This window comes from Arthrobacter sp. (assembly GCF_031179985.1).
GTDB lineage: Bacteria > Actinomycetota > Actinomycetes > Actinomycetales > Micrococcaceae > Arthrobacter.
Window position 1 is genome coordinate 1 of the sequence record NZ_JAPSHJ010000094.1, and the last position, 5,981, is coordinate 5,981.

A 5,981-nucleotide genomic window follows, 5' to 3' on the forward strand; every position below is an offset into this window, starting at 1 on the left:
GCATCGGACTCACTGAACCACCTGGCGTCATCGATTTCCGGATACTCACGGACAACACCGGAGCCCTTGGGCCACTCCAACGGAAACGTGTTGCTGGTGATCTGCTTTGGCCGGAAGTCCGACTCGGCGGCGAATGCGGTGATGACCTTGCCCGAAGGTTGCCTGAAGGCGCCCAGCTCCAAGTAGTCGGCCTGGGGAGCCGGCGTCCCCATTTCCTCGGCAAACTCCCGCAGCGCGGCCACCAGCGGATCCTCGCTGTCGAGATAGATTCCTTTCGGGATCGACCAGGCGCGGGCATCCTTGCCGGCCCAGAAGGGCCCGCCCATGTGGGCGATCCATACCTCCAGCTGTGCCTCCGGGCGCCGCCGGTACAGCAGAATGCCGGCGCTGCGAACTGTCATATGCCCTCCACGTTAGTTGTTCAGCGCCGCATAAAGGTTGAGGCTTCCCGAGAATACAATCCACGAAACGTTCGGCAGCATCAGCACGCCGGCCACCGTGCTGATAGGGCCAAAACGCAGAACCGTCAGGATCGCCGTAACTGTGAGTGCCGTGAGAACCAGAAGCGCCAGCCAGAGGGCCGCAACTCCCAGCATGGGGTACAGGCCGAAAAACACCGGCGGCCAAGCCAGGTTCAGCGCCAGCTGTAGCGCATAGATCCGGAGCGCGCTGCGGCGGGGAAACCTCCGCTGCCGCCACACAAGCCAGGCTGCAACAGCCATGGCGGCATACAGCGTCAACCAGACAGCGGTAAACATCCACCCCGGCGGGGTCCAGGGCGCCTTCTCGGCGGCCGCATACCAGCCGCCGCCGTGCAGCCTGATCGGCAGGGAACCCAGCAGCGACACAGTCCACGACGCCGCGAGAAAGCCGGCCAGCGCAGCAGCCTGCCCTGTCCAGCCCCGTTCGCGCGCTGGCGGGGATGTCAGGAAACTGTCTTCAAGGTTGGACCGCACTGCTTCACTGTGGACAATCAAGGGTGTCGCCGTCAAACGGAGGCGGTGCTTCCCACGGCCAGTCCGCACCGGACCGTATGCAGCCGTCAGCGGCGCCGCCTCAGCCGGAGGGCCCGCAGTGCGGCCACAGCGCCGGCGCCGGCAAGAACCCACGGGGCACCAACAACCACCGGGTCGAGCCACTGGTGGCTCAGGTCCGCGCGTTTCCGGCCAAACCTGGAGCCCACACCGTGACCGGAGAATTCGCTGAGCACGCCGGTTTCCGTGACCGGGTTGTCCGGACGGAGGGTCGTGAAGGAGCGGAGATGGCTTTCCCAGGCGTTCACGCGGTCTGCCGCCAACAGGATCAGCCAGTGCGCCGCGCGGCCTTCGCTGTACTTGTAGGCGTACTTCCGCATTACGCCGGAGAACCCCGAGGGCGGCGTGGACGTGCCGAACACGGGAGTGAGGAACTTGTGCTCGATGGACAGCTCACGCGGCCAGCTCTCCGGCTGGCGCTCGGGAAAGTCCCAGTGGGCGCCGGTTTCGATGCCCGGCTGTTCCCGGGGATACGACGGACGGTCCTTCGGGTCGAGGTCCGCACCCCATCCCGGGATCCGGGCCCGCAGCTGTTCTCTGGACTCCTTGGGCTGCGGCTTGTCTGCTGTGTAAGGCACGTCAGGTAGCTCCTTTTCGATCGGGCAGCGTCAGCCGGCGTTGGGCACGATGAGCGGTTTGATGATGTTGTCCAGCTTGGCGGAGAACATGTGGTAACCCTCGGCGATGTGCTCCAGTGGGATGCGGTGGGTCACGATGTCGCTGGGCTTGAGGTAGCCGTTACGGATGTGCTCGAACAGCCGTGGCCACTGCCGCTTGACCGGGCACTGGTTCATCCGGAGAGTCAGTCCCTTGTTGACGGCGTCGCCGAATTTCACCGCGCTGAACATCGGCCCGTAGGCGCCCATGACGGATACAGTTCCGCCCTTGCGCACGGAATCGATGGCCCAGTTCAGGGCCACGGGCGACCCGCCCTGCAGCTTCAGTTGCGAGGAACTGACGTGCTGCAGGAAGCTGCCGTCCGCTTCGGCCCCCACCGCATCGATCACGACGTCGGCCCCGAAATGGTCCGTGGCTTTCTTCAGTTGCACCACGATGTCGTCGTACTCCCGGAAGTTGTACGTCTCGGCGTGGGCGAAGCTGCGGGCCTTCTCCAGCCGGTACTCCAAATGGTCGACCACGATGACCCGGCCGGCGCCCATCAGCCAGGCAGACTTCGCGGCGAACAGGCCTACCGGACCGGCACCGAACACCGCCACGGTATCGCCTTCGGTTATGTCACCCAGCTGGGCGCCGAAGTAGCCGGTGGCCAACGCGTCGGTCAGCAGCACCGCGTCCTCCTCATCCATCCATTCGGGAATGAGCGACGGCCCGACGTCGGCGAAGGGGACGCGTACAAACTCAGACTGGCCGCCGTCGTACCCGCCACAGGTGTGGGAGTACCCGTAAATGCCGCCCACCGCCGTCGCGTTCGCGTTCACGTTGTGGCAATTCGAATAGAGGCCGCGCGAACAGAAATAGCAGGAGCCACAGAAAATGTTGAACGGCACCATGACCCGGTCCCCGACCTTCAAATTCTGGACGGAGGATCCGACTTCATGGACCACGCCCACGAATTCGTGACCGAACGTCATGCCCACCCGCGTATCGGGCATCATTCCGTGGTAGAGGTGCAGGTCGGACCCGCAGATGGCGGCGAGGGAAACCCGCACAATGGCGTCATTCGGATGTTCGATTTTAGGAATATCTTTTTCTTCAACGCGGATCTTGTACGGTCCGCGGTACACCATTGCCCGCATGAATGCCCCTTAGGAGGATATCTGCCAGAGGTGACAGCGTTCCATCAGGAGCGGGCGGAGGTCAAGGTCTTTCGGGAGGCCGCTGTCATTTGTGCCGCAGCACCGCGTCCCGGTTGAAGCAATAGCCCGTTGACACCCGTCCAAGGCCGTCCTATCCTACAACCAAATGGTTGTAGATAAGGTGGGCGATGCGGAGCTAGACCGTCTGTTCCAGGCGTTCGCCGATGCCACGCGCCGGGACATTATGCGCCGCGTGGCAGTGGATGAATATTCGGTGTCCGGTCTTGCTGCCCTCTACGCCATGAGTTTCGCCGCCGTTCAAAAACATGTGGCGGTATTGGAGCGCGCGTCTCTCGTCTCCAAAGAGAAGCGCGGAAGGGAGCAGATCGTGCGGGGCAACCAGGAAGGACTGCAGAAGGCCCGGCGGCTGCTTGATGAGTTCGAAGCGATCTGGCGGCAGCGCGCCGAACGGATCGCAGACATCCTCAATGAAGAAAAGATCCGCACTGAAGATTAGAAAGTGGTTCCGCAATGACGGTTATCAGTTCGACCAAGAACGTCGAGGCGCTGAGCTTCACCCTCGTCGCCGAGTTTGACGCCAGCGTTGAGCGGGTCTGGCAGATATGGGAGGACCCGCGGCAGCTGGAGCGCTGGTGGGGCCCGCCCACCTGGCCCGCCACTTTTGAGAAGCATGAATTCACGCCCGGCGGAGAGGCTTCCTACTACATGACCGGTCCGGAGGGTGAAAGGGCCGGCGGCTGGTGGCGCATCACGGACATCCAGCCGCCGTACCGCCTCGAGTTTGACGACGGGTTCGCCGACGAGGACGGTGCACCGGTCGAAGCTATGGGCACGACTCACGCGTCCGTGATGCTCGAGGATATCGGCGGACGCACGCGCATGACGGTCAACTCCGTCTTCGAGTCCGAAGAGCAAATGGACAAGATGCTGGAGATGGGCATGGAGGAGGGAATGCAGGAGGCCGCCGGCCAGATCGACGGCATCCTTGCCGAGCACTCCCACGCCTGATCAAGCCACCCAAGTCAAGGGGCACCAAAGGCGAGGGTACGACGGCGGGAACCTCCCGCCGTCGTACCCTCGCCTTGGTTCTGCCAACGGAGCTGTTCCCCTAAACCCTGGCGATCCGCTCGATGTCCTCCAGGAAGTCCTTCACTACCGGCTCGGTGACGGTGGCGCGGGTCCCCTCGATGGCCTGCAGATAGTCCCCGGTGGTTAGGGCCTCGTCCTCCGGCACCGCCTGCGGGGCCTGCACGGCCCGTTCGAGGGCCTGCTGGGAAGCCTTTCTGGCCGCAAACTCGATGTCCGCGGGGGAGAAGCGCTCGCTGGCGAGGGCCAGGGCATCCAGGTCGATCTGCGGCGACACTGCGGGCGGAATGTAGCGGTGCCAGATGGCCCTGCGGGCTTCGAGGTCCGGCGGGCCGATCGGGATCACGTAGTCGAAGCGGCCGTGGCGAAGGAAGGCCTTGTCCAGCGAGCGGATGAAGTTGGTGGCGCAGATCAGGAGCCGGCCCTCCTTCTCCCTGAACGCCGGAATGATCTTGAGGAGCTCATTGGTGACGCCCTGCAGCGGCGATGTTGCCTCCCCGGTGCGGGCGGAGGCGATTTCTTCCACCTCGTCGATGAACACGACGGCGTGCTCGAGGCGGCTGATCTCCTGAAACACCTGCCGCAGCGCACCGGCGAGGCCCTGGGGGTCGGAGGCTAGGCGGGACGGGAAGACCTCGACGAAAGGCCAGTCAAGGCGTGAGGCCACGGCCTTGGCGAATGTGGTCTTTCCTGTGCCGGGAGGGCCGAACAGGACCACGGAACGCGGCGGCGTCACGCCCAGGGATTTGGCGAGTTCTGTGCGCGCCAGCGGCAGGATCAGGCGCTGTTCGATCAGGTCCTTTTCACGCTGCATGCCGGCCAGCGCGTCCCACAGCCCGTGGGGGAGGAGCCGGCCGCCGAGCTGGCTCAGCGGCCCCATCTCGCGTGGCTGGAGCGGGATGGTCCGCTCGAAGTAGTGCAGGTCCTCCTCAACGCGGTATTCGCTGTTGCGGAAGGCGCGAACCCTGGTTTCGGAAGCGGGCAGGAGGGCAGAGATCCGCCGTATGCCCTGGCTTGTGAGCCTGTCCTCCATGCCCGCGAGGAGGGCGCTTCCCAGCCCCTGTTCCCGCCACTGCCGATCCTGGGCGAGGAGGATGATCCAGGCGCGGCCATCGTGGATTCTGCAGGCGGCCGCCCCCACGACTTTTCCTTCCCTTGCGGCGACCACGGCCACTCCATTGGAGCAGGCGTCGATGATCTCGGAGAGGCTGTAGACCGGGTGCGCGCCGGGTGTTCTGGAGTCCTGCCAGACGCCGATGAGCTGGTCGAGGTCGTCTGTGTGGAAGTCACGGACGCTCCAGGGCTGAATGCCTGGCCTGGCTCCGGTTGCTGCTGTTGTTGGGGTTGCTGCGGTTGCCGTCATCAGTCGGTCTCCGGGCAGGCGCAGTAGAAGCAGTCGCCCGAGGCATTGCAGTCGAGGTCCTCCGCCGGAAGGACTGCGACGGGGGAGGCCTGCTGTGCCGTGGCCGCGGGGGTGGAAGTCAGGGTAGTCATAAATCCGTCGCCTTCGAATCGGAGTGCACGACGGAAGCTGGAACCGGCCTTCCGCCGTCATAAGTTCTGTCCAGTATGAAAGGAAAATCACATAAGAAAAAGCGATGACATCTGAACGTTAAAGATCAGAAAAACCGACGTTTTTCTCCGGTGTGTCACCGGTGGCGGCGCCGCCTTTGGGGCTTAAAAATGACGACGGCGGGAAGTCTCCCGCCGTCGTCGTTTTCAGTTTCTAGCGCGTAACTTCCTCGAAGGTCGGGGCGTTGCGGTTCAGGCTGACCGTGAAAGTGTTGGGTCCGCTGCAGGTGACCGCAATGCTGTGGCGCGGAGCGTTGGCCCGGGCGGAAAGGTCCTGTACGACGGTGTCCAGAGTGTGGTCGATAGCGGACCGGTCCCAGATCTTCAGCGTTACGGAGTCAGTGGTTTCGAACGTCATTATTCGGTGCCTCATTCATGATTCGGTTATGGGCTTTGCCTCGGCGCGAAGCCCGGAACAGGTCAATCCGGAAACGGTCGGAGACCTGTGAAGCTCAGCTGAGCTCACTGGTGTGGCCTCGTTGCATCCACCAGATCGGGTTTTAATTTTTTT

At 63.6% G+C, this 5,981-nt stretch carries 9 protein-coding genes; 2 read left to right on the plus strand and 7 right to left on the minus strand.

Features of this window, described 5'->3' with window-relative positions; genetic code table 11:
• The 4 genes from RIN13_RS20030 to RIN13_RS20045 all read right to left on the minus strand — a co-directional run.
• Window positions 1–401: NUDIX domain-containing protein (locus RIN13_RS20030; RefSeq protein WP_309109067.1), on the minus strand; the 401-nt coding region annotated here is incomplete at its 3' end.
• A gap of 12 nt (window positions 402–413) precedes the next feature.
• Window positions 414–956 carry a TspO/MBR family protein gene (locus RIN13_RS20035; protein ID WP_309109068.1) on the minus strand — a complete coding sequence of 181 codons (543 nt, stop codon included), beginning with the start codon at window positions 954–956 and terminating at the stop codon, window positions 414–416.
• A gap of 86 nt (window positions 957–1,042) precedes the next feature.
• The gene (locus tag RIN13_RS20040) at window positions 1,043–1,612 is read right to left on the minus strand and encodes a hypothetical protein (protein ID WP_309109069.1); all 570 of its coding nucleotides are present in this window, start codon (window positions 1,610–1,612) and stop codon (window positions 1,043–1,045) included.
• Window positions 1,613–1,642: 30 nt separating this feature from the next.
• Window positions 1,643–2,791: a zinc-dependent alcohol dehydrogenase gene (locus tag RIN13_RS20045; RefSeq protein ID WP_309109070.1), complete on the minus strand. Its 1,149-nt coding sequence runs from the start codon at window positions 2,789–2,791 to the stop codon at window positions 1,643–1,645.
• Between the two features lie 166 nt (window positions 2,792–2,957).
• Between RIN13_RS20045 and RIN13_RS20050 the strand changes: the two genes are divergently transcribed.
• Entirely contained in the window at window positions 2,958–3,308 is a 351-nt protein-coding gene (locus RIN13_RS20050) for a metalloregulator ArsR/SmtB family transcription factor (protein WP_309109071.1), read from the plus strand.
• A 14-nt stretch (window positions 3,309–3,322) separates the two neighbouring features.
• The gene (locus tag RIN13_RS20055; RefSeq protein WP_309109072.1) at window positions 3,323–3,820 is read left to right on the plus strand and encodes an SRPBCC domain-containing protein; all 498 of its coding nucleotides are present in this window, start codon (window positions 3,323–3,325) and stop codon (window positions 3,818–3,820) included.
• Window positions 3,821–3,920: 100 nt separating this feature from the next.
• Here the strand turns inward: RIN13_RS20055 and RIN13_RS20060 are convergent, their stop codons facing one another.
• From RIN13_RS20060 to RIN13_RS20070, 3 genes are all read right to left on the minus strand, one after another.
• Window positions 3,921–5,207, minus strand: coding sequence for a GNAT family N-acetyltransferase (locus tag RIN13_RS20060; RefSeq protein WP_309109075.1), 1,287 nt, complete (start codon window positions 5,205–5,207; stop codon window positions 3,921–3,923).
• A 53-nt stretch (window positions 5,208–5,260) separates the two neighbouring features.
• Window positions 5,261–5,392 carry a hypothetical protein gene (locus RIN13_RS20065; protein WP_309109073.1) on the minus strand — a complete coding sequence of 44 codons (132 nt, stop codon included), beginning with the start codon at window positions 5,390–5,392 and terminating at the stop codon, window positions 5,261–5,263.
• Window positions 5,393–5,624: 232 nt separating this feature from the next.
• Window positions 5,625–5,828, minus strand: a complete 204-nt coding sequence (locus RIN13_RS20070; protein WP_309109074.1) for a hypothetical protein — start codon at window positions 5,826–5,828, stop codon at window positions 5,625–5,627.
• Window positions 5,829–5,981 lie beyond the last annotated feature (153 nt).

Excerpts from the sequence above, each read along its gene's own strand:
- RIN13_RS20045 (WP_309109070.1), bottom strand. The coding sequence starts at position 2,791 with ATGCGGGCAATGGTGTACCGCGGACCGTACAAGATCCGCGTTGAAGAA.
- RIN13_RS20050 (WP_309109071.1), top strand. The coding sequence starts at position 2,958 with ATGGTTGTAGATAAGGTGGGCGATGCGGAGCTAGACCGTCTGTTCCAG.
- RIN13_RS20055 (WP_309109072.1), top strand. The coding sequence starts at position 3,323 with ATGACGGTTATCAGTTCGACCAAGAACGTCGAGGCGCTGAGCTTCACC.
- RIN13_RS20065 (WP_309109073.1), bottom strand. The coding sequence starts at position 5,392 with ATGACTACCCTGACTTCCACCCCCGCGGCCACGGCACAGCAGGCCTCC.
- RIN13_RS20070 (WP_309109074.1), bottom strand. The coding sequence starts at position 5,828 with ATGACGTTCGAAACCACTGACTCCGTAACGCTGAAGATCTGGGACCGG.